At 45.3% G+C, this 21,457-nt stretch carries 21 protein-coding genes and 1 pseudogene; 14 read left to right on the plus strand and 8 right to left on the minus strand.

All coding sequences use genetic code 11. The features are described from left to right. Positions 1–24: 24 nt before the first annotated feature. Both EXW94_RS18980 and EXW94_RS18985 read left to right on the plus strand, forming a co-directional pair. Positions 25–1,170, plus strand: a complete 1,146-nt coding sequence (locus tag EXW94_RS18980; RefSeq protein WP_108415746.1) for a porin — start codon at positions 25–27, stop codon at positions 1,168–1,170. A gap of 230 nt (positions 1,171–1,400) precedes the next feature. Continuing rightward, entirely contained in the window at positions 1,401–2,606 is a 1,206-nt protein-coding gene (locus EXW94_RS18985; RefSeq protein ID WP_174340739.1) for an integrase arm-type DNA-binding domain-containing protein, read from the plus strand. A 267-nt stretch (positions 2,607–2,873) separates the two neighbouring features. Here the strand turns inward: EXW94_RS18985 and EXW94_RS18990 are convergent, their stop codons facing one another. After that, on the minus strand, positions 2,874–3,041 hold the full coding sequence (locus tag EXW94_RS18990) for a hypothetical protein (RefSeq protein ID WP_174340740.1): 168 nt from the start codon (positions 3,039–3,041) through the stop codon (positions 2,874–2,876). A 16-nt stretch (positions 3,042–3,057) separates the two neighbouring features. On the opposite strand from EXW94_RS18990, the gene EXW94_RS18995 reads away from it, so the two are divergent. The 4 genes from EXW94_RS18995 (at position 3,058) to EXW94_RS19010 (ending at position 6,693) form a co-directional block, all read left to right on the plus strand. Further along, positions 3,058–3,426, plus strand: coding sequence for a hypothetical protein (locus EXW94_RS18995; protein WP_254797859.1), 369 nt, complete (start codon positions 3,058–3,060; stop codon positions 3,424–3,426). Positions 3,427–3,903: 477 nt separating this feature from the next. Beyond that, entirely contained in the window at positions 3,904–4,821 is a 918-nt protein-coding gene (locus EXW94_RS19000; protein ID WP_174340741.1) for a LysR family transcriptional regulator, read from the plus strand. A 536-nt stretch (positions 4,822–5,357) separates the two neighbouring features. Continuing rightward, positions 5,358–5,882 carry a cytochrome b gene (locus tag EXW94_RS19005; protein ID WP_174340742.1) on the plus strand — a complete coding sequence of 175 codons (525 nt, stop codon included), beginning with the start codon at positions 5,358–5,360 and terminating at the stop codon, positions 5,880–5,882. Between the two features lie 116 nt (positions 5,883–5,998). Beyond that, positions 5,999–6,693 (plus strand): IS1 family transposase gene (locus EXW94_RS19010; RefSeq protein ID WP_174340542.1). Its coding sequence is split into 2 segments (ribosomal slippage): positions 5,999–6,245 and positions 6,245–6,693, totalling 696 coding nucleotides; the frame shifts between segments, so codons are not numbered across the junction. Between the two features lie 59 nt (positions 6,694–6,752). Here EXW94_RS19010 and EXW94_RS19015 read toward each other — a convergent pair. Both EXW94_RS19015 and EXW94_RS19020 read right to left on the minus strand, forming a co-directional pair. Further along, positions 6,753–7,370 carry a lytic polysaccharide monooxygenase auxiliary activity family 9 protein gene (locus tag EXW94_RS19015; protein ID WP_174340743.1) on the minus strand — a complete coding sequence of 206 codons (618 nt, stop codon included), beginning with the start codon at positions 7,368–7,370 and terminating at the stop codon, positions 6,753–6,755. A gap of 597 nt (positions 7,371–7,967) precedes the next feature. Beyond that, on the minus strand, positions 7,968–8,999 hold the full coding sequence (locus EXW94_RS19020; RefSeq protein WP_174339222.1) for an IS630 family transposase: 1,032 nt from the start codon (positions 8,997–8,999) through the stop codon (positions 7,968–7,970). A gap of 526 nt (positions 9,000–9,525) precedes the next feature. On the opposite strand from EXW94_RS19020, the gene EXW94_RS19025 reads away from it, so the two are divergent. From EXW94_RS19025 to EXW94_RS28080, 3 genes are all read left to right on the plus strand, one after another. Next, entirely contained in the window at positions 9,526–9,684 is a 159-nt protein-coding gene (locus tag EXW94_RS19025) for a hypothetical protein (protein WP_174340744.1), read from the plus strand. Between the two features lie 52 nt (positions 9,685–9,736). Next, a complete protein-coding gene (locus EXW94_RS19030; RefSeq protein WP_174340745.1) occupies positions 9,737–10,324 on the plus strand; it encodes a hypothetical protein in 588 nt (195 codons plus the stop codon). 603 nt (positions 10,325–10,927) lie between these two features. Next, on the plus strand, positions 10,928–11,341 hold the full coding sequence (locus EXW94_RS28080) for a hypothetical protein (RefSeq protein WP_217436503.1): 414 nt from the start codon (positions 10,928–10,930) through the stop codon (positions 11,339–11,341). A gap of 191 nt (positions 11,342–11,532) precedes the next feature. Here the strand turns inward: EXW94_RS28080 and EXW94_RS19040 are convergent, their stop codons facing one another. From EXW94_RS19040 to EXW94_RS19055, 4 genes are all read right to left on the minus strand, one after another. Further along, the gene (locus EXW94_RS19040) at positions 11,533–11,844 is read right to left on the minus strand and encodes a hypothetical protein (protein ID WP_174340746.1); all 312 of its coding nucleotides are present in this window, start codon (positions 11,842–11,844) and stop codon (positions 11,533–11,535) included. Positions 11,845–12,182: 338 nt separating this feature from the next. Then, a complete protein-coding gene (gene ltrA / locus EXW94_RS19045) occupies positions 12,183–13,640 on the minus strand; it encodes a group II intron reverse transcriptase/maturase (RefSeq protein WP_174340817.1) in 1,458 nt (485 codons plus the stop codon). Between the two features lie 329 nt (positions 13,641–13,969). Further along, positions 13,970–14,785: an AAA family ATPase gene (locus EXW94_RS19050; protein WP_174340747.1), complete on the minus strand. Its 816-nt coding sequence runs from the start codon at positions 14,783–14,785 to the stop codon at positions 13,970–13,972. Between the two features lie 487 nt (positions 14,786–15,272). After that, on the minus strand, positions 15,273–15,545 hold the full coding sequence (locus EXW94_RS19055) for an ogr/Delta-like zinc finger family protein (RefSeq protein ID WP_120159512.1): 273 nt from the start codon (positions 15,543–15,545) through the stop codon (positions 15,273–15,275). Between the two features lie 302 nt (positions 15,546–15,847). On the opposite strand from EXW94_RS19055, the gene EXW94_RS19060 reads away from it, so the two are divergent. Then, on the plus strand, positions 15,848–16,657 hold the full coding sequence (locus EXW94_RS19060) for a DUF4225 domain-containing protein (RefSeq protein WP_174340748.1): 810 nt from the start codon (positions 15,848–15,850) through the stop codon (positions 16,655–16,657). Here EXW94_RS19060 and EXW94_RS19065 read toward each other — a convergent pair. Then, positions 16,654–16,968, minus strand: a complete 315-nt coding sequence (locus tag EXW94_RS19065; protein WP_003862882.1) for a hypothetical protein — start codon at positions 16,966–16,968, stop codon at positions 16,654–16,656. The two genes, EXW94_RS19060 and EXW94_RS19065, sit on opposite strands and share 4 nt — an antisense overlap. 785 nt (positions 16,969–17,753) lie before the next feature. On the opposite strand from EXW94_RS19065, the pseudogene EXW94_RS19070 reads away from it, so the two are divergent. The 4 genes and pseudogenes from EXW94_RS19070 (at position 17,754) to EXW94_RS19085 (ending at position 21,406) form a co-directional block, all read left to right on the plus strand. Next, positions 17,754–19,137, plus strand: a pseudogene (locus EXW94_RS19070) (tyrosine-type recombinase/integrase). Between the two features lie 106 nt (positions 19,138–19,243). Then, the gene (locus EXW94_RS19075) at positions 19,244–19,711 is read left to right on the plus strand and encodes a hypothetical protein (protein ID WP_174340750.1); all 468 of its coding nucleotides are present in this window, start codon (positions 19,244–19,246) and stop codon (positions 19,709–19,711) included. Next, on the plus strand, positions 19,708–20,091 hold the full coding sequence (locus tag EXW94_RS28085) for an AlpA family transcriptional regulator (protein ID WP_217436504.1): 384 nt from the start codon (positions 19,708–19,710) through the stop codon (positions 20,089–20,091). The genes EXW94_RS19075 and EXW94_RS28085 overlap by 4 nt, the downstream gene beginning before the upstream one ends. A 400-nt stretch (positions 20,092–20,491) precedes the next feature. Continuing rightward, a complete protein-coding gene (locus tag EXW94_RS19085; protein ID WP_174340751.1) occupies positions 20,492–21,406 on the plus strand; it encodes a GTPase family protein in 915 nt (304 codons plus the stop codon). Positions 21,407–21,457: the final 51 nt, after the last annotated feature.

Consider the following 21,457-nt stretch of genomic DNA (forward strand, 5'->3'; position numbering starts at 1 on the left):
CAGCGTGTCTATTAAGGAAAAATAATGACTATAAAAAAATCAGCGCTGGCGGCAACGATCGGCGCGGCAGTGGCATTGACGTCCTTCGCTTCTCAGGCGGAAATCACCGTTCTTAAGCAAGACCCACAGGCAGGTAACCCGCTGAGCCGTCTGAACTTCACCGTTGGCGGCAGTATTCGTCCTCAGTTCCAGAACATGACCGGCGACGACGGTAAAAACAGCTACAAGCGTAACGGTTTTGACGGCGGCACCCGTTTCCGTTTCGCAGCAGATTACTATCTGTTTGATGACATCAGCTGGATCAGCTACTACGAGCTGGGTGTGAACATTCCAGCGCAGTTCAACTGGGATAACCACTACGCCGATGGTGCGCACGACACGTCCCGTCGTATGCTCTATACCGGTCTGAAGAGCGACACCTGGGGTACGCTGACCTTCGGTCAACAGAACAGCGTTTACTATGATGTGGTTGGCGCGAAAACCGATATCTGGGACTACGACATGATCGGCCAGGCTCCGGGTAACGGTATCAACGGCGATTACGACGGTTCTTATCGTTCACGCCAGATGCTGAAATATAAGAAAACCGTGGGCGATGCTGACATCTACGCATCTTACCTGTTTGAAGACAGCGAATACCTGCCGGGCAACGGCCTGCGCTACAAGCGTAAAGGCGGCGGTTCACTGGGTCTGGATTATCACCTGACTACCGATCTGACCTGGGGCGCCGCGTGGAACTACACCCGTGCGGACATGCGTAACCCGGACAACGGCGACAGCAAAACCTACGACCAGAACATTCTCGGTACCGCGCTGAGCTGGACGCCGGACAACTGGACCTTCTCCGCAGGCGGCGGCTGGTACCAGAACTTCCTGACCACCAAAAAAGTATCGGTTAACGACTACTTCGCCGGTGATGCATGGGGTATTGAATACTTTGCGGGCTATAAGTTCCCAATCGGTCAGTATGCGGTTAAATCCATCCAGCCTTACTTCATGGGCGACCGCATTGAGTACGTGAACGGCCGCAACTACCAGCGCATCGACAACGGCGTGGGTATCAGCTTCCAGCTGGACTACGGTTTCCGCGTGGATTACGAACACGTGTTCACCTCCAGCACCGACAACCTGGGCGACATGAACCTGGTGCGTCTGCGCTACGACTTCTAAGTCGTCATGTAGGGTGCGGTCTGATGCCCTCACCCTGACCCTCTCCCACAGGGAGGATCCAATCCGGTCTGTTGAATTCAACAGAAATCAACAGACCTCTCTATTTCTTTTCAGTATCGCCTTATTATAAGGCGTCATCACCCGTTTACCTTCCCTGAACGTCAACCGGGCTCTACCGGCATCATGCTGCATCTGGGGGCCATTTCAGGGGCTATTTTCAGGTTATCTTCATGCCACTTACCGTACGACAAATTGAGTCGGCCAGACCTGCCGACAGGGACTACAAGCTTACCGACGGTCAGGGACTCTACCTGCTTGTCAAAACATCCGGAGCCCGTTACTGGAATCTGAAGTATCGTTTTGCGGGCAAGGAAAAGAAACTGACCATTGGTGTCTACCCGACCGTTACCCTGGCTCAGGCCCGTCAGCAGCGAGATGAGGCCCGCAGACTCCTTGCCGGAGGGAAAGACCCTTCATATGAAAAACAGGCCCGTAAGCAGGCGTTCCGGGAAAGCGTCGCCAGCACCTTTCGCACGCTTGCTGAAGAATGGTTCACGCATATGGCACGTCGCTGGACACCTCGCTATCTGGAAGACCAGCGGGCAAGAATCGAAAACCATCTTTTTCCTGCAATAGGTGGGCGCCCGGTGACGGACATCCGCCCCCTGGAGATACTGAATGCCCTGCGGGTTATTGAAACGCAGGGCAAGCTGGAAGCCCTGCGCAAAACCCGTCAGACCTGTGTTCAGGTATTTGATTACGCCATCGCAACAGGCCGGGCCACCGTCAATCCGGCCTCGGCACTCAGCAGCGTGCTGCTTCCGCCGGAACGCCAGCACCACCGGACGCTGACCGGGGAACAGCTGGGAGAATGCATGCACGAGATGGAAGCCTCAGAAAATCTGATGGCGCTGGCAACGCGGCTTCTGGCGCTGACGGCCGTGCGCACCGGGGAGCTTCGCCTGGCCACCTGGGATGAATTTGATTTCACCCGTGCCCTGTGGGAAATTCCGAAGGAGAGAATGAAAATGCGCCGGCCGCATATCGTGCCCCTTTCACGCCAGGCGCTGGCATTGCTGGCAGATATAAAATTACGTACCGCTGCACGTCAGTCCTACTTCGTTCTGCCGGGCGCGCGCCGCAGTGACCAGCCGCGCAGCCGGAAGTGCATCAACGAGTTTCTTCAGCAGGCTGGCTGGCATGCCTTCACTACCGCCCACGGATTTCGCCATGCGTTCAGCACCCTCACCCACGACCATGATTTCAGTTCGGCATGGATTGAGCTTCAGCTCGCACATGTGGACAAGAACGCGGTGCGGGGTACCTACAACCATGCGCAGTACCTTGATGGCAGACGGGAAATGATGCAGTGGTATGCAGATTACATCGACAACCTGAAGCAGCAAAGTAAGGTTCTTACCACGCCAGAACGTTAACCCTCATATCAGCAATATCATCACATGTCCCTGCCCGGAAACGGCGGGGACGTGATTTTTTCTTTTTTTTAACCGGACTACTCCTGTGTTTAGCCTCAGGGGTGACAGATGGCGCATGAAAGGAATGCAAATGTACGCTTAGCGCATGATTTTTATGATACCTTTCACAAATTTAACATTCAGCATCTGCTGATACAAAATAAAATCAGAATTCACCTATATTAACTTCCTGTGCGCATTAACCACACAAAGCAAGATGTTATCCGTTCAGGGTAATGATTTTGATTTGCTGCTGCGCCAGACTGAATAAAACACAGAAAGCGTCAGCGCATGAACAGCCTCGCTGGTGACCAGGGCCGTGCATGCTTTTTGAAAAATCTGTAAAAGCAGAAGGGTGATTTCACGCTGTTTTGCTGAAATATTAATGTGAGTCACAGGGAGAGACTTTCCTTTGAATAAGAAAACAACAGCCGCTCTGGGGCTTATATTCACGGCCGTCGTTACAGCCACCGTCGCAGGCTTCACGGCTGAAGGCAAACCTGTTTATGTATCAGATGCCGAAGTGCGGACGGCATCATACCTGACGAGCAGTTACGGCCCGGCACGGTGCATGACCTCGCGCACCCCTGAAGGGAAATGGATGATGCTTTGCACCACCGGAGATAAAGGACTGCAGTTTGAATACCAGGTACTTGCGGCAGAAATGGCTCCCGGCAGGGTATCCAGAAGCTTCTACCTTATTGCCCTGAATGAACATGCGCGGCAAAGCGCTCAGGAAGGACTGATGAGATATCTTCAGGTCGATACCGGAAGTCGATGATGCCATTCATGGTAACAGGCAGTATGACACCAGGGTAACAGGATTATTCGCTTAAACATTATTCTCTGTCCGGAAATGCATACGACCTGTACCCCGGGCAGGAATACCGGCTCAGTTTCGCCCTGAAGTCCGGCACTATTTTTATTTTTTCAGGCCGCTATTTATAATTAATGAAAATGTGAATGGACAACCCGCTGGTGAATATCTGTGCGACGGTTAGGCACATTTTCAGCGCGAGCAAAGTCGCTCAAGGAGAGGCGGTAATGATTCTTTTATTCCGGGACAGGCACCACAGGGCGGAGGTGAGTACCGATAATTTATCATACTTTCTATTTTGACTGGCGTGCAGAAGACATTTTATTAACAACGCACCTGTAAAACCTTCTCAGGTATTCAGGAGCTGTGTATGCAAACGAATGTGATGTGCATCGTATTTCAATGCCGGTATGTTGATATAGTTTAAAAAGGGAAGCCATAATGAAAAATAGCTTCAAAAGAAGTGAGCTTGTCGCTGTCTCCGAAGTTAACAAATACAAAAGCTATGGTCTGGCAGCAAAGAACCTCAATATCGCCCAGGCCAACCTGAGCAGAACAATAACTATTGTTGAGGAACGAATCGGGCTGAAGATATTCGAAAGAGACACGAGACCAATCAGAACGACGCAGTTTGGCAGCGAGTTTATTCATCACATTAAAAAAACGCTCGACGTAATGGAGGAGCTGTCGTCTTTCGCAGAAAACTACAAGCAGTCATTAAATGACAGTGTGAACATTTGCGCCCCCACCGGTATCCTCATCTATCTGGCGAGACATATCTTACCAAAGGTCAGGGAGGCCAGGCCAGAAATCGGTTTTCGTTTGACCACGCATAACACAACAGCAACGACCGGCATAACCGTCAGGGAGGATGCAGACATCACGTTCACTTATTCAGCCCCCACGAATGAGCCTCTCGTGGCAAAGCGAATTGCCGCAACAGCTCTGGATGTTTACAGCACGGCAGAGACGCTCATGAGGTATCCTGTCTCGGATATAAGGGATTATGAACGCTATCCCTGCATCAGGCTAACCGAAAAGGCTGAACAGCCCGACTGCTGGTGCCTGTATGATAAAAATGAAAGTAAGGAAATAAGACTCAGCGTAAACGGAAACTATGTGGTTGATAACTATATGACAGGTCTGGAGCTTGCCAGAACCAGCAATCATTTTTTCATGGCGCCAAAAATACTCGTAAATGAGATGAACGCTCTGAACCTCAAACCAGGCCTGCCTTCACATACAGAAGCTTTCGGCTCTGTATATATGGTTTACAGGCCAAAAGCTTATTTACCCTATCGCATCAGCGTTGTCACGGCACTGATAAGCAAACTTCTGGGGGATGATTTTTCAATGTGATACCAGAGCAGGGCTTGTGAAAAAACCAAAAAAAAGACACTCTGTTATATGAAGTATAATATATCACAGGTTAACTTGACAGGGCGAGCAGAATTCAGGCCAGTCTGGGGCAGCATCTTTACCCATCCTGAAAATAAACAATCGGTTTAATTATGCAAAATGCCATGAGGTGATATACAAAAATACGCTTTTCTACACAGTTTACGGGCAAGTAAAAATCGTGTATTTTACGACAAAAGTTGCTTTGGAGAGTAAAGTTTAGGATACTTTGAAAAGTATTAAACTGAATGCCATAGCAGCATATTACATTCCATAATTACTCCGGGGAAGATTCTGAGTGACTTTCCTGTCTGATTGATGGACAACTGGCTTTTATTTTAAGGTATGAACCTCGTACGGCTCTTCTGAATGAAGGATATTATAAAATGCAAACAATCCAACTCCCAAAAAGTAATAATAAAACATCACTTCATAATTCATTTATCGCTTTTTTACGGTATCATACAGCAATCTAAAATTAGACAAGGAAGGTTTCAATGACTTACTCTGAAAACAGTTCTGATAGTTATCGCTATGACAGACTTAGCCGGGCGTTACACTGGGGTGTTGCAGCCGGAATAATATGGGTCATGGTGGCTGGATATGGATTGCACTGGATAAAGGATGTTCAGGCACACAGACTTATTTCAAATTTGAACGCGTCTATAGCTACATGTATTACTTTTTTAATGATTGTGCGTTATGTGTGGCGTTTTTTCAGGCCTTTCGAAATTATAAATCATCATAAAAACCAAAGATTAGTAACAATGATCCACGATATTTTCTACCAAGTGATTTTTGTTGTATTAATCAGCGGTTTTTTGATGATGAAAGGACCTTTCTATTTCTTTGGGGTTTTCCATATTCCAGCAATCATCAACAACCCTACAGTTAATGTGTTTTTCTTTAATGTGCATCGTTACAGTTGTATGGCTCTGGGCACTATGCTTTTACTTCATGTGCTTGCAGTTATAAAACATCATATAATTAACAAAAGAAAAGTTCTTTTACGGATGTTGTAGCTTTTACGGACGTTAAAATTTTTAAATAAAAATGGGCCCTAACTAAGGGCCCATTTTTTGGTGATGCATCTAATTAGTTGAATCTGATGTATAATACGGGCTTTTGAGGTTATCTCATGGCCAGCGTTAACGTTCATTGTCCCCGTTGTCAGTCTGCACAGGTCTACCGCCATGGTCAGAACCCTAAAGGCCATGACAGATTTCGCTGCCGTGACTGCCACCGTGTGTTTCAGCTCACTTATGCTTATGAAGCGCGTAAGCCGGGTATTAAAGAGCAGATCACTGAAATGGCCTTCAATGGTGCCGGGGTTCGCGATACCGCCAGAACACTGAAAATTGGCATTAACACCGTCATCCGGACTTTAAAAAACTCGCGCCAAAGCGAATAACGTCTTCGCCTGTTGCCCATGCTGATGTGGCGCTTATCTGCGAACTTGATGAGCAATGGAGCTTCGTTGGCAGTAAAGCCCGGCAGCACTGGCTCTGGTACGCGTACAACACCAAAACAGGCGGTGTACTGGCCTACACTTTCGGTCCTCGAACCGATGAAACTTGCCGGGAGCTACTGGCACTGCTTACACCATTCAACATCGGCATGATCACCAGCGACGACTGGGGCAGCTATGGCCGGGAGGTGCCGAAGGATAAGCATCTGACCGGCAAAATATTCACCCAACGCATTGAGCGTAATAACCTGACGCTCCGCACCCGCATTAAGCGATTGGCTCGTAAAACAATCTGCTTCTCACGCTCAGTTGAGATCCACGAAAAAGTGATCGGAGCGTTTATCGAAAAACACATGTTCTACTAATTGGATGCGCTACCCATTTTTTTATACTCCCGGAGTATAATTAAAGAGTGTCCAGACCCTTACTGCGGGAACAGGAGATCATAAGTTTGATAGAATGCGTTACCTGTGTCAGCCACAACCCACATTAAAACAACTACATGATACCCTCTTTTATTCGCTGGGAGTGGTAATGCATGAACCTCAACCGGCTCAAGCGGATAATTCCAGTATGGTTCATCACCTGAAATATTTTCATAAAAGGGTTTTGTTTCAAGTTGTTCACGTGTCACTTGCTTTGAAGGATCCCAGCCATCCTTCGTAATGAACGCGATGTATCCGCGCGTTTTATGGGTTGCAGAATATTTCCAGTTAACTTCAATTGTCTGTGATGGCGTTACCTCCAGTCTTGGCCATGGAGCAAGCCCCTGCTCTATTAGCTGAGCATCAGTATAATTGAGTCTGATACGATCATCTCCTTTTCCCCCACTTAAAATCAAACCATCCGCAGGAGGAGTATTACTGGGTGCATCTGATGTGCAGTAGTGTGCAGGTCCTGCTAAAGTATCAGGAAAGTTTTTACCGCCTTCGAGCTCAGCCGCGTCCCACTCCATAAAATCCTGGGGCCAGAAATTCATTGCATGAACAGCACGGCTGGCAGGTTCATATGCATATCCGTGCAAAGGCGTCACTTTTTTCATAAAACAATCTCCTTATTTTTAAATTAAGCTGAGAAAAAACAAATACTCTCACGCCCGCTAACTGTATATGCATACAGGTTTATTTAAAAGGAATTCAGTGATATAAAATAAGTAACTTTTTGATATATTAATCTGAGCCGCTATTTCCGGAAAGTTCTTGTAACTTAATTTAACAGTGTCTCCTGCACCGGTATTCCCTCGGAGAGGGATGTGCTAGCACGTACATAACTACAAATGAAGATTACTGATGCTGGCTGGATTCATTCAAGACGGAAGAGTAGAAAGGGATGTTTTCCGGAATATTTTTACATGCAATGCCGGATTGCTGAAAGCACTCCCCCTTGTGCATGGCTCTTAAGCCACTGCACCTCCCATCACCAACAATTCAAAGCCAAGATAAAAGTCAAGTCATTTAATCGCACAATAAAATACACAAATAACAAAATAATTATTCTTGCGTGCATTTCATTCCACTTTAGAGGCAGTTCATTCCCTTAAGAATTGATACGCCCAAAAAATAAATATAATGTTCTCAGCCGATTTACCTTAGGTTTTAAAAATGCATTATTACCTGCTAAATAGCTGCGCCTAATACCGCTACACTTTTTCCAGTCCATGCTGTCCTCCCGGGAAGGGACTGACGGTTTCCATAAAATGACGAACCTTTTTCAGTAGCTGCCACATTGAACGGCACTGATGATTACGCGTTATCGTGTCATGCAGCGCCTGCCATAACCGCTCAACATGGTTTACCCACGGTGAGTAAACTGGCTGATAAATCACTCTGAACTTCGGGTTCCCTTTCAGCCACCGCTGTGTTTCATGGCTTTTATGGATAATGTAGTTATCCACGATGAGCGTGATGGTTTTTGCCCGTCGATATGTGCCTTTCAGGTGCTTCAGCAGGCTGATGAAGAGTGCCGAACTCTTGCTGTTTCCACCCACATAGCTGACTTTGCCCGTGCCGCTGTGCAGCGCTCCGGCCAGATAGTATTTTTCATTCTGCCCCGGCGTTATCACGCGTTTCTGTTGTCCACGCAACTGCCAGTCTGCACCGATTTTGGGATTAAGGTGGATATCCACTTCATCCTCATAAAAGACCGGGTGTTCTGCGCTGCATTCGTCCAGTGCTTTATGGATTGCCGCCATCTTTTCGTCCTTATGCGGATCGCGGATACGCAACGTTGGCGCAGCCCTGCGCCATACCAGTCCGGCAGAGGGCAACCAGCGACGCACAGTGCCTGCATGCAACTGACACCCGGTTATCTCATTGATTTTTATTGTCAGTAATTCGGTGCTCCAGCGTGAACGTTGATAACCAAAATCGCCGGGAGAGTGCTTTATCAGTTCACGTAACAAGGTGCAAATATGCTCAAAAGGCCAGCGTCGGGAGCGTCCTGCCGGTAAGGATTTGAGGCCTTCCACACCCGATAACGTGAACCAGTTAATCCAGCGCCCAACAGATGAACGGGCGCAACAGAGCGTTCTGGCAACGCAACTAACACTGTTACCCCGGTGCAGCATCAGCATAGCGGTGAGTCTGCGGGCATAATTTTTATCGCGTGTTTTATGGATAGCTTTTTGCATCAGGCGGCGTTCGTCGCGGGGTATTGGTGCTATGATCGGCATCGCTCAGTCCGGTTGGTGATTTGTTTTGATTTGGCGATTGATCAGATCGCACAATTCGGGCTGAGTTCCCTTTAAGTGATCTACTATTCGGCGCAGCTATTTAGCTATTAACATCCTTGTCAATGATTTGAAATTAAAACCTGACGAAGCCATTAAGCGATTACGCCTTCCTCCGGGTACCGCGAGAAAGGTTCATAAAACATTTATCGAAATTAAATGCTGAGAGCTTAATTATCTTTCCAGAGTATACTCAGAAAAATACAGCGCTGAAAAATAAAACTTCCAGGATTAAACCGACATCATGAATAAAAAAAGTTTTGTTATCATTGTAACGCGCATTATCATCATATCAGAAATGTCTGCATCAAGTGTAACCGCACAGATACGCACCGCCTACATGTAATCTGGAAGATTTTTTTCTTCTCCATAGTTGTTTTTGCAGAACTTTATTTTTTCGAAATATTGAAAATATAGTTTATTTAACAAAAAGCATTTAACTTTTCATCCTGATAATAAAGAGGCTCTTATGCATAACTACTATATTGCGATAGATATGTTAACTAATCATTTAGGATTGTCTGTTGATGAAGCGATTGAGTCGATTAATCTTCCACACGATATGATGAAACAACTGAAGCAAGCCTACTTAGAACACAGGATTGGATCAGATGAGCAACAGGATTGATTGGTTTATAGTAACTCAGTTAAATATTGGCTTATTAGAGGCATAATCTGAAGTGGAGAAGTTTGAGCTGTCAGAGCAAACCCACGAACTGCCTGACGGCAGGCTGCTGAGACGTATCCGGGCTCTACAAAATATTGGGTCATTAACAGCAGGTACGTACGGTGGTTTTGTTGAAACGTCAGAAAATCTAAGCCAGAACGGGGCATGTTGGATCTGGCATGACGCGAAAGTATTTGGAAATGCACGTGTTTGTGATAATGCAAGAGTTCATGGCTGTGCTGAAGTATCCGGCAACGCAATAATATCCGATAATGCGCTGATCTTCGGAAGATATACCGGACCATGCCTTCAGGTTTCTGATCATGTAAATGTATCAGGCAATGCTTTCATAGGAGACAATGCACAATTATCAGGAAATGTTAAGGTAAAAGATCATGCTAAGGTTTTCGGTCATGTCAGAATATATGATCATGCGCAGATAAGTGGGCATGCAATGCTCTATGACAATGCGAAAATCTGGGGAAGAGCGGTTATTAATGGCTACGCCCAAGTGTATAAAAATGCTATTGTGAATGATGATGTATTGATAACGGGATTTACGCGGCTGGCTGAAGTTTATCACATCTATCAAACTTATTAAGCAAACACGACTGTTTTAGTATCGAAATCAACAGGATAAAGGGTTATACTAATATAGATTAAATAACCATCATGCTGATTACTGGTTTTGTCAACCAAAAGATACTTCGACGCCACATATAACTATATATTCAGTTAACTTAAATGTAAGGAGAGTGTAAACAATGTGGGATACAGAGCAAACAGCTATGCCGAGAGAGTCCGCAAGAAAAATGCTACAAGAGATGACAGGGCATGAGCGATTTTCTAAAAATACTGAGTTCATCTTAAAACTAAGGAAGAAAATAAGCGTTCATAGTCTGTCCAAAAACCCCACGAGAAGTTTTATGTTAAGAGGGGGGTTGACCTGGAAGGTATTAAAAAAATACATCTGGAATATCGATATGCAATTGTTCAGCCATTCACGGATGCGCTATGCGCAGCACAATTCAGGTCTTATCAGCTGGAAGATAAAGGTTTATGTCCTCCTGGGGGTAAGCTTGTACCACGTTTTCTGCTAAATCTGAATTGTCTGGATGAGTTTGGCTTTACACCAACATGCAATGATTTAAAATATTATACAGGCAATCCTAAGTATGCTCATTACCCTTTATTTGAAGAGGTAATGAAAAAAATAGGAGTTAACCCTTCTGAATACAATAAATTCATTCCCAGCCCGGAAGCTCAGAAAGCCAAAGAATTACTTTTATCATCATTTGAAAAATTTGAAGAAATCATAACACTGCTCGCCGTCGGTGAGATTCAGGTTATTCTTTTTTCAAATGCCCTCAAAGTAAATACGATTAAAAAAGGTGTAGATGTATCGCAAGGATATTATCAGGTGCATGGAACCGAAGCTCTGGGAGAGACAAATGCACATGATGACGATCATGAAGATGATTGTTGGGCAATTTTAGCATCAGCAATTACAGAGGATGATTATAAACGCATTGAAACGCTCGCCATGACTTATCTTGATGCATGGGATAACTTCTGGATAAAAATGAAAGACAAATACGCCACTCCCGTTCAAGGCTAAAAAACACATAGTGATTTACACTTAAATCTAACAATAAAAAAACCATGCTTAAACTTTACACTATCAATTATGCATTACACTGTAAAGATTACATGAGAAAAAATACCGTTTAGATAATTTAATTAGATATTATCAGGAGGCTTTTATTTAGCCTCCCTCACACAACTTTAATAAATATTATTTTCTCCCGCCTACTCAGTTTTGTGATGTAAATCAATTATGAGGTTACTAAAATACTCTTTTCTTTTAAGCTCACGAAAGAGATGTAAAATCCCCCAGAATAATGCTCCCCGAAGCTCATGACTTTCGTGAATATGATACTGATTCAATATGTTAAACCATTCATTCACATCGCTTCTGAAATCGGCATTATCTAAATATGTAATTTCTGAACGAAGCCTCTCGACCAGTTCAAGTAACACAAGAACATCTTCATCAGATGCTTTCTGAACGTTATTAAGTCTTTTCACATGCCATTCATATTTATCAATAATTGAATTCATTCCTGGATTAATTTCCTTTTTTTTAAAGAATTGTATAACGAAGATGTTTTTCTGCATTGTTAAGTCAAAACCTGAATTTATGATACCTGACAATTATTGCAATCCGTACCGACTCTCAGGGGCTTTGTTGAATAAATCAGAGTTAGAGCCTGTCTCAATTTTATTTTGTTCCAGACGATAAGACCACAGGAAAATACAACATGGCCTCGTAATTTCTGTCTTCTTTTCCCATCGGGTCAGGACACGGCGAAAGCGATTATCCAGCTATGAGTTCTCTTGAGGTTGCGGTAGGAATAGCCGTTACCGGCTACCCCCCGCGCGGATCCGGACGTGCGCTGCTAACGCATCCGGCTCTTACCTTGGGTTCTGGCGTGAAAGCGGTGCATTGGGTGCGGGTGGACAATTCTGGGGGCGGGTATCCAGCGTTTGCACAACTCTCTGAAGCGTTTCCATGTCATTCGGTGCCTCTGACTTCTCCGTTTCAGTGACTTCAGCCACAACTTTTTCACTTCCTCCACGAACCGGGTCAGCGCTCTGCTGTTGAAGGGGACACCGTAATAATTGATGTGCCCCTCAACCACTCGCCTTAACCATCGGCCTGTTGCGGCCGGTTTCTCGTGAAGTCGCTTTCGAAGTGTCTGTTTGATTGCCTTCAGTTGTGCCAGACGACGGCTACGTTTGGTCTTGCGCATCACCACCGTGTTGCCTGCCCGGTTTTGTCCAACGTAGTGGGTAAATCCCAGAAAATCAAACGTTCCGGGCTTTCCCTGCTCTTCCCTGTAGTGGCTCAGGGCGAAACGCCCAAAGCGTACCAGTCGGGTTTTCTCCGGATGGACTTTCAGACCAAATTTCCCCAGCCGCTGTTTCAGAGCTGACAAGCACTCCCGGGCATCCCGGTGCTTCTGGAATCCCAGCACAGCGTCGTCAGCATACCTGACCATCACCACGTCCCCCTGCGCATACTTTCGGGTTTTGTTCATCCACTGATCGAAGCTGTAGTGCAGGTAAATGTTAGCAAGTATCGGTGAGCACACCGCGCCCTGCGGGACGCCGACGCGCGAACGCTGCCGGTGTCCGTGTTTATCCCTTACTCCAACCGTGATCCACTGTTTGATCAGCCTCAGTATGCGCTCGTCCCCGATCCGGTGCCGGAGAAACCGGAGCAACCAGTCATGTTCCACGGTATCGAAGAACTTACTGATGTCCAGATCCAGCACCCAGTTTACCTTTCGCGTCATAATCGCCGAATGCAGGGCATCCAGTGCGTCATGCTGACCTCTTCCCGGTCTGAATCCATAGGAAAACCCCAGAAAATCAGCCTCGTAGATTTGGTTCAGCACCGTCACCATCGCCTGCTGTACGATTTTGTCCTCCAGACACACAATGCTCAGCGGTCTTTCTGACCCATCTTCTTTGGGGATGAACACCTGCCTTGCTGGCAGGGGTCTGTACTGCCCCCGCTGAAGTCTGCCGTGGAGTGCTCTGAGATTGTCATGCGCGTTCTGCGCATAGCTGTCCCATGTCACTCCGTCGCAGCCCGGTGCAGACTGACGTTTGAGTTGATGGAAGCTCTGCATCAGCAGCGCTTCGCTTATGTGGTGGAAGAGACTGGTAAACTGTTGATGTTTATCCCTTTGTGCAGCTTCCCGCACAGCCAGCAGACGTGACGTCGTATTTCCCCGGCTCTGAGTCCGGATACGGTCGTGCTGTTGGCTGTTCCCCTTGGTCACGGGCCTTCCCTCCGTCAATTCCGCCACACTGTTACATGTTTTGTTCACTGATTTCTCCGGTACTATGCCCGTGTCCGACTTCCTGAACTCCGTTGCACCTTGTCTTTACGCTTTAGTACAGCGGCCCGCGACTGCGGGGCTGGTTCAGGATCTCCCAGGTTCCGTCTGACGAACTTCTCCACATGCGCCGGGTCTCCGACCCCGGGAGGTATGAACACGTCTCGCCATGATGACATGTCCATTATTGGTTTCTGCTTCGCTTAACAACATCACCACCTCCAATTAGCTTGTATTTCGTGGCTCAATACCGGGCCTGTGGATGCCTTCGCTAACACTTCACGTCAGAAGTTACCCGCTGCCGCGCATAGCTAAAGGACCGGGCGAGTGGCTGGCTCTTACCCGGGAGGGACTTTCACCCTCTGTTCTGTCACCAGCTTATCCTGGCGTACTAAGCGTATAAGTGTTTCCGATTCAGAAGTGTCAATTTCATTTTTTATTGTAGAAAGTGCTAAATCCCTAAAATAATTTTGTATTTTTGTATCACTTTCGTCCAGCGATGAGTCTGCTACAAAATATTCAAACCTAGGCATTAATTTCTTTAATTCTGCCTCGACTTTTTTAATCCTATTTTGTCCTTGAGTTGGAACCTTATCGAATATGTAATGATATTCATAATTCATCTCAATATAATATGACAATAACTTTTCACGTTTTTCTGTATTGCTAAAAGCTTCAACATCTTTTTTAGTTGCAATGCCTTTATCTGTTTTGATACCAGCTTCAGTACATGCCTTTATCAGTTGGATTTCAGTCATTCCAAAAAAATCTTTATCTCCATAACTACGTCTTTGTATAGATATTTCAGGGGAAATTTTACCAACTTTAGTCCCATCCCAAGTTTTTCTATACAAAATCAAACCATCTTGATTAACGAACCCCTCTTTTTGAAAAGTAGTTATAACTGTGTCGTCTATTACAATACCATCATCATTTGGTAAAAAGCATAGAGTGATTTCACAATATTTCTCAGTTTCGTTATTCAAAAATTGCGGGTAAAAGGTTCTGTTATTGATGAAGAGATCCAATGCCTTGAGAATCGTTGATTTACCCGCATCATTTTTACCTACTATGACGTTAAGTTCTTTGATAGGAACTGTTATTTCTTCTTTAATCCCACGAAATCCTTTAATGCAAACTTTTTCTAATCTCATTATTTTTTCCTCAGAGGAGCTGTGTGAGCAATAAAAAGTTAGCACATAGTGTTTTATCTTTGAATACCTGTAATTTTATATACCTATGACTTAACTCAACTTTTGCAGAAGTAAAAATTTTCTAACTTGACAAAAATGCACTACACCGCACCCGCCTGCGGTTTTCAGATCGCAAAAATTTTTCAGTTGGGATTTTTTACAAATGATAGCGCCAGACCGCGCCACAACTGGGGATTTACAGCGAGCAGGGAACTGAAAAGAATGAAAAGAATTTCAGCTTTTTTCAGTTTAGCTTTACTCCAAAACAGTAATGACTTCAATTAACTTATTGATAGTAAAGAGATATAAATTTTTAAGTGAGATTTTTCATGATAACTGACGACACACTTTAAAATTAAGCTGCTGATTCTTATAAACATTTTTGCTTAAGCAACTGAAATTTAATGAACCGAAGTCGGGTAAATTTTAGTTACTCCCGGCGAGCCGTTCACTGGCTCTCTTTGGCTGCCAACAGGAGTTCTAATGCTTTTTGTCGCTCGTCCGGTGGCAAGGCATCCATTAGCTCTTTAATCCGTCCCTGGCCACGTAAAGGGCTGGGACTCATCGTGTGTGAGAAAGAAACGTTCATCACAAATGTATGCCCACACTCTACATTTGAGCAATAACAGTACACATCTGATAATTTGGGCTGCTTTCGGTTTGTTTTCCTCACCGTTGCCGCAGACATACACTCCAGGCAGTAAATTTTCATCACTCGCATAGCTAAACCTCTGTTGCCTGCCAGAAGAAGGGATTTTGGTTCCCTCCCTCTTGTTCTGAACGTGTAACACTGGCAACACGTGTTACGCATCTGATTTAATTGCAATTAATCTGTTACCAGTGAGCTAAAATTAGTTACCTGACCGTGCTCCAACAGAGCCGGGGATATTTTCAGCAGGAGAATGTAAACCGGGAGGATAAACAGACGGGACACCCACGGGGGCGGGTTGTGAAAGTATTTCCTGTTGTCTTCGACCTTATTGCACGTAAAATGACCAGACACATTTTGGGAAGGAGTCTTTAATGGATATTGCGCTGCTCAACAGGGGCTGGAACAGAACATGGTCAGATACCATGGTGAATCTTGAAGCCCGGAAACTCGTCGAAACAGCAAACCGGCTGTCAGCATTCTATTTGCAAGATGGTCTTACACGTATCAAGTTTGTCGAAGAGATAAAACAGGTTGTAGATAAAGAATTTGAAACAGCACGACGGGCTAAAACCGATGAAGAATGCATTGCATGCATCAAAAATCTGCGTGTCGAAACAGATAATCTCCAAGAACAAGAACGCCTGTTAAGAACCAGAGCCGCACAGCTTTACGCGAAGGTCGAGTTTGTTAAGGAAAATAATAAAATCGTCGGTTATGTTATATCCGCTGTAAATGTGGTGCTATCAGGCGTGGTTCTCTTTGGTGGATTTATGATGTTATCCACTATGGGGCCGATTGGTATGCTGGCTGGCGCAGTCCTGATTGCCGATGGAATGAACGGATTAACGAAAGAAGTGCTCAACTTTGATCAGCCAGCAGGACATAAACCCTCGCAAGGTATCATTGCTGACTCCGCGATGCATACGGCCCAGTTCATGGGATTTAATCCTAACACAGGCTTGGCTCTCTATAATGGTGTTACTCTTGGTGCCAGTGTGTACAGCATTGTAGGACTCGCTCGAAAAACTGGAGCCTGGAGATTATTCCGCTGGCTTCCACACGATTACTATCGCAAAGTCAGTACAATGAACACTCCTAAGCTAACAATGAAGATTGTCGGTTATGGTGTTAAAGCAAAAGTGATTTTCGATCTATTGACAACAGAAAATGGAACCAGTTAATCCTTGATAGTTTTTCGGTAACGCCAGGATTTATAGGAAATTACCGGCGGCTGTGCGAAGGACATAATGGCAACCCCAAAGATCATCGCCAGCCCCCATGCAACTGCTCTATCAGGTGAGCTGAAGACGATAAGTAGCAGTAGGATTAAGGCACACACAGCCACTACTCCCGCCAAGGTAACAAATCGCCTGGCGAGGTCATTTATAGCCTCTCCAAGCGTTCCTCCATATTTTTCAATATTGCTTTTTATCTTCTGCAATTCGGGCTGCGTAAACCCTGAACGTAACAAAGCCTCATCAGTCACTTTCATATCGTCTCGTCCCTTATCTTCCAGAAGTGTTTTCCCAATCGCTGATTGTGCAAGCAATCATACTGATGAACTTTAAAGCAATCCACATGATGTTTGTGCAATGTATCAGATTTCAGGCAATACAATTGAAGCCATAAAGCCCCGTTAGTGGTACAAGCAACAAGCGGAGCGCAGCGACTTCATCAGATTGTCAGAGGGATCATACCTTATCAGGAAGCTCGTGTACCTTTCAGAGCGTGAGCGAAGCGCTGGCAGAGCCTGCATGTCGTTCCCACTATTCACCTGTTTACGCAGCCACAAGGCCGTTCTTCGGTGACACAAAGCGTCATCACTTCGTGATCGGACAACCAAGGCCACACATCGGGCTTAAATGCTTGTAATCAATCTGTTTCGGGAGGATTTAGAGACGTTGGCAGCGTCATCAGCTTCGAGTTGATAGCGATTCGTGTAGACTGCTCACGCTTTGTACCTGTTCTAGCTTTACAACTACAGGCCGCTACGTGCTAACTTCCCTGAATAGCCACTGTTAACCATAGCGGCAACTGTTGGTCATAGAATCCCTTAAAAAAAGATTGTATCTCGAGAGAGATAATCGCCTTAAGCTATTTTTTTAAGGTTTTTTTATGTGAGTGCCGATAATAGGAGTCGAACCTACGACCTTCGCATTACGAATGCTAGGTTTATGCATTTCCAACTGTTTGAACAACCATCCAAAACAACACCTTTACCCTTACAAATCATTATATTAAAACAAAACACCTGTTGATTAAAATTGTTAAGTGTTGATGTTTATCCTCCCAATTTACTTACACCAGCCGTTACATTACTGTGAGGCAGTAATCTCAAACTGGAACTCTAATAATGGCGCTTTCAAGACAAAAATTAACCTTCGAACGAATTCGAAGATTTACTTTACCTGAAGGGAAAAACCAAGTTTTCCTTTGGGATACGGACGTAACAACCTTGGCATGTCGAGCGACTAGTGGGACAAAAGCTTATGTGTTCCAAAGCGTACATGCGGGCAAAACGCTTCGCATGACTATTGGCAACATCAACGACTGGAGGATTGACGAGGCCAGAGCAGAAGCTCGCCGCCTGCAAACCTTGATTGATACAGGTATAGATCCACGTATTGCTAAAGCTGAGAAAATCGCAGAAGCAGAATCGCAGCAAGCTGAATCACGTAAAACGAAAGTGACTTTTTCAGCCGCCTGGGAAGACTATCTTCAAGAATTGAGAACCGGTATCAGTGCAAAAACTAAGCGCCCATATTCTACCCGATACATTGCCGATCACATCAACTTGTCCAGTCGTGGAGGGGAAAACAAAAAAAGAGGCCAAGGCCCAACCTCGGCTGGACCAATAGCCAGTTTGCTTGACCTACCGCTATCGGAATTAACACCAGATCACATAGCCGCGTGGCTGAGCATAGAAAGACTAAGTAGACCTACCGTGACTGCTCATGCTTATCGCCTGCTACGTGCATTCATCAAATGGAGTAATTATCAGAAAAAATATCAAGGAGTTATTTCTGTCGACCTTGCACAAGATTACAACGTAAGAAAAATGGTTCCCGTGTCAGCGAGCAAAGCCGATGATTGCTTACAAAAAGAGCAACTCAGAAGCTGGTTTAGTGCCATACGCAGCCTCAATAATCCCGTTGCATCAGCCTACCTTCAAGTTCTTTTACTCACTGGGGCGCGACGTGAAGAAATTGCGTCACTTCGCTGGTCCGACGTAGATTTCAAATGGTCGAGCATGCGGATTAAAGACAAGATCGAAGGCGAACGCGTCATTCCTCTCACTCCTTATGTTTCTAGCTTGTTGCACACACTAACGAAAAACCATAATCCTCAAGTAAATAAAGAGAATTGGGTTTTCACGAGCAACAGTAAAAGTGGGAAAATTATTGAACCGCGCTCAGCACATAATCGAGCCTTAGCGAAGGCTGAGTTACCGCACATAAGCCTACATGGATTACGTCGTAGTTTCGGAACCTTGGCCGAATGGGTCGAGGTGCCGACAGGGATTGTTGCGCAAATCATGGGACATAAACCCAGCGCTCTCGCTGAGAAACACTATCGCCGCCGTCCACTGGATCTGCTGAGAAAATGGCATGAGAAAATTGAGACCTGGATATTAGAACAGGCGGGAATTAGCCTGCAGTAGTGTTGATTTGCGTTGATGTCTCTGTCACAGGTGATGGATCACGCTTTTTTCTATTGACTCCAACCCTTTTTTACGTACCCTGATTTCGAGCAAAACTGGAGGTAATATGCTTATCACATTATCTATTAAAAAAACTGGAGAGCTCGCTGCGTCCAAGCTAAATGGGACGTGCTGCTCCAAAGATAAACGTAACGAAGAACCTGAAACCGTTGAAAATTCGCAACATGCGAATAACAATGCTGTTGATGGTTACATGTCCACTCTCAAAATCTCGAGCGAGAAGATTATTGCAAAAGTCAAATATTTCGTAGCGAAATTTGATGCGTGGAGAAAATCCCTGACTGCAAAGGTTGGCAAGGTAGAAATCCCAAAAATCACCAACTTTATTAACCGTCGCTCAGGCCGCTCGCATCGCAGTAGCTCCAATACAAAATCACTATCTTCTAAATCGAATGATGGTGGCGACCCCGAACCTGCACCATCCACCCTATTTCATCCTGCTCATGTAATAAACTATGCACCTGCAATTCACGTTGAATTTGCTTCTCCTGCTTTCTCAGGGGGCGCACAATGAAACCAGCCATCTCCCCGGAACAAAATCCTGCTGTAGCTCTGTGTAGGACGCTGATAGCTGTAATAGCCAGTCAATTTGATATTAGCGTGGAAACTCTCCATGCCGACTTACTGCGTGAACATAACTCACCAGATCCGATTCAAGCAGGATGCAGAAATGAGCCTGCGAGCCAAAAGGCAATATCAGAAGAACAAAACCAGCGCTACATCAGTTCAAACGAAGTTGCTTACTTGCTCGATATAAAGCCTCAAACTCTTCGTAAACAGATTTGCAGTGATTCATTGCCTCAAGGGTTTCCCCGCCCCCTAAAATGCAATGGTCGGAACAAATGGATTAGAAGTGACATCAATGCGTATTTTGCGAAAAAGCATCTGAATTAGCAGAATCCACATTGCTAAAAAAGAATCCGATATTCTCTTTTCGGAGCATTGTACAACTGAAGTTTTGCCCAGGCTCAACCCTGGGCTTTTTTTTGTCCTTAAAACGCGCTATGGGCGCATCTACGGCCATTCCTGTCACTAACCACGTTCTTTCCTTAAACCTGCCCAACAGTCCCTCAGCAAGTATTAGCTTTCCAGTTCATGACGATAAGTAAAATTGATTCATGATCGATTTTATCGATCGAACAGATCGATAACTTTCACGAAACCTATCACCAAAAAACAGTACGATCAGTGACCACATACCAAAGGTTCCACAAGGACTTACGGGAGAGCGTATGGCATCAGAACCCATACGCCTGCCGATAATTGTTCACCACCACGTTGAAAAAGGAGTGCTATGTTGAAAAACCCACCAGACAGTAAGCGAACTACTGCGAGCAAACGGGATAAGCTAGTCGAGAATTTGCTGGATATTTTCCCTGAACAACTCAGAAGGGTTTTGTTTGAGAAGATTATGGCAACCATCGATTACGAGCCGAAGATTGGTGTGATGGGGAAAAGTGGAGCGGGTAAATCAAGCCTGTGTAACGCCATCTTCAAAGGGGAAGTTTGTGCAGTCAGTGACGTTGAAGCGTGTACACGTGAAGTACAGCGTCTGAAAATTCAGTTTGGCAATCGCACGCTGGAAATCGTTGATATCCCTGGTGTTGGTGAAAGCGCTGAGCGTGACGAAGAATATGAGAAACTGTATAGCAAACTGCTACCTGACCTGGATCTCGTTCTGTGGGTGATTAAAGCTGATGATCGTGCTTTTTCGGCTGATGAGCATTTCTATAAAAGTGTTCTGCTCCCCGCCGGTGGCCGAGAGAAAGTCATCTTTGTTCTAAACCAGGTTGATAAAATAGAACCTTCTGACCAATGGGATAAAGACAAAAGAAGCCCTTCGGCTGCCCAGCTGGTCACGATTGAAAAGAAAGGGAATTACGTCAAAGAAAGATTTGGCTTCACTCAACATCCGGTTATCCCCATTTCTGCGAACAAGCAATACAACCTCGTTGAATTGGTAGAAACAATGATCCGTGCATTGCCCGACCGTGCAAAGAGTGGTGCAGCCTCGCAACTGAACGACGACCTTAAAACCGACGACGTAAAGTCCGATGCCAAGGGCGGGTTCGGCAACGTTATCGGTGAACTGGTTGATACGGCGATAGATGTACTGCCTTTACCTGAAAGTGCCAAAGCACTTATCAGAAAAAGCAAAGATTTCGTTGTTGAATCAGCTAAAAAGGTCTGGGACTACTTCTTCGGGTAATTAATCAACGCATCCGTATTCAGATTAAATACTATCTAAATACGGATTCAT

The organism is Enterobacter sp. JMULE2 (assembly GCF_013337145.1).
GTDB lineage: Bacteria > Pseudomonadota > Gammaproteobacteria > Enterobacterales > Enterobacteriaceae > Enterobacter > Enterobacter mori.

Coding starts and splice junctions, on each gene's coding strand:
- EXW94_RS19075 (WP_174340750.1), top strand. CDS start 19,244: ATGCTTATCACATTATCTATTAAAAAAACTGGAGAGCTCGCTGCGTCC.
- EXW94_RS19060 (WP_174340748.1), top strand. CDS start 15,848: ATGGATATTGCGCTGCTCAACAGGGGCTGGAACAGAACATGGTCAGAT.
- EXW94_RS19055 (WP_120159512.1), bottom strand. CDS start 15,545: ATGCGAGTGATGAAAATTTACTGCCTGGAGTGTATGTCTGCGGCAACG.
- EXW94_RS19040 (WP_174340746.1), bottom strand. CDS start 11,844: ATGAATTCAATTATTGATAAATATGAATGGCATGTGAAAAGACTTAAT.
- EXW94_RS19020 (WP_174339222.1), bottom strand. CDS start 8,999: ATGCCGATCATAGCACCAATACCCCGCGACGAACGCCGCCTGATGCAA.
- EXW94_RS18985 (WP_174340739.1), top strand. CDS start 1,401: ATGCCACTTACCGTACGACAAATTGAGTCGGCCAGACCTGCCGACAGG.
- EXW94_RS19085 (WP_174340751.1), top strand. CDS start 20,492: ATGTTGAAAAACCCACCAGACAGTAAGCGAACTACTGCGAGCAAACGG.
- EXW94_RS19000 (WP_174340741.1), top strand. CDS start 3,904: ATGAAAAATAGCTTCAAAAGAAGTGAGCTTGTCGCTGTCTCCGAAGTT.
- EXW94_RS28085 (WP_217436504.1), top strand. CDS start 19,708: ATGAAACCAGCCATCTCCCCGGAACAAAATCCTGCTGTAGCTCTGTGT.
- EXW94_RS19015 (WP_174340743.1), bottom strand. CDS start 7,370: ATGAAAAAAGTGACGCCTTTGCACGGATATGCATATGAACCTGCCAGC.
- EXW94_RS28080 (WP_217436503.1), top strand. CDS start 10,928: ATGAAAAAAATAGGAGTTAACCCTTCTGAATACAATAAATTCATTCCC.
- EXW94_RS19050 (WP_174340747.1), bottom strand. CDS start 14,785: ATGAGATTAGAAAAAGTTTGCATTAAAGGATTTCGTGGGATTAAAGAA.
- EXW94_RS19065 (WP_003862882.1), bottom strand. CDS start 16,968: ATGAAAGTGACTGATGAGGCTTTGTTACGTTCAGGGTTTACGCAGCCC.
- EXW94_RS19005 (WP_174340742.1), top strand. CDS start 5,358: ATGACTTACTCTGAAAACAGTTCTGATAGTTATCGCTATGACAGACTT.
- EXW94_RS18980 (WP_108415746.1), top strand. CDS start 25: ATGACTATAAAAAAATCAGCGCTGGCGGCAACGATCGGCGCGGCAGTG.
- EXW94_RS19025 (WP_174340744.1), top strand. CDS start 9,526: ATGCATAACTACTATATTGCGATAGATATGTTAACTAATCATTTAGGA.